The following is a 257-nucleotide window of genomic DNA, read 5'->3' as shown; positions in this document are numbered from 1 at the left end:
GCGCATCGCCATCAATTCGATCGGCGCGACTTGGGAGGGAAATCAGGTCTGGCTGATCCTCGGCGGCGGCGCTATCTTCGCCGCCTGGCCACCGCTCTATGCGGTGTCCTTCTCCGGTTTCTACCTCGCCATGTTCGCCATCCTGTTGGCGCTGATCCTGCGGCCGGTTGCGTTCAAATACCGCTCCAAGCGCGATAGCGCCGGCTGGAAGGCGGGCTGGGACTGGGCCTTGTTCGTTGGCGGTTTCGTTCCATCGT

Annotated in this window: 1 protein-coding gene; it reads left to right on the top strand. The window is 63.0% G+C overall.

Translation table 11 applies throughout. The features are described from left to right. On the top strand, window positions 1-257 hold a 257-nt coding region (gene cydB / locus GDN47_RS31865), incomplete at both ends, for a cytochrome d ubiquinol oxidase subunit II (RefSeq protein WP_152095068.1).

It is taken from the genome of Martinezella dioscoreae, from assembly GCF_009176305.1.
Taxonomy (GTDB): domain Bacteria; phylum Pseudomonadota; class Alphaproteobacteria; order Rhizobiales; family Rhizobiaceae; genus Rhizobium; species Rhizobium dioscoreae.
The sequence above is the reverse complement of the archived record's forward strand: the minus strand, read 5'-3'. Positions and strand labels throughout refer to the sequence as shown.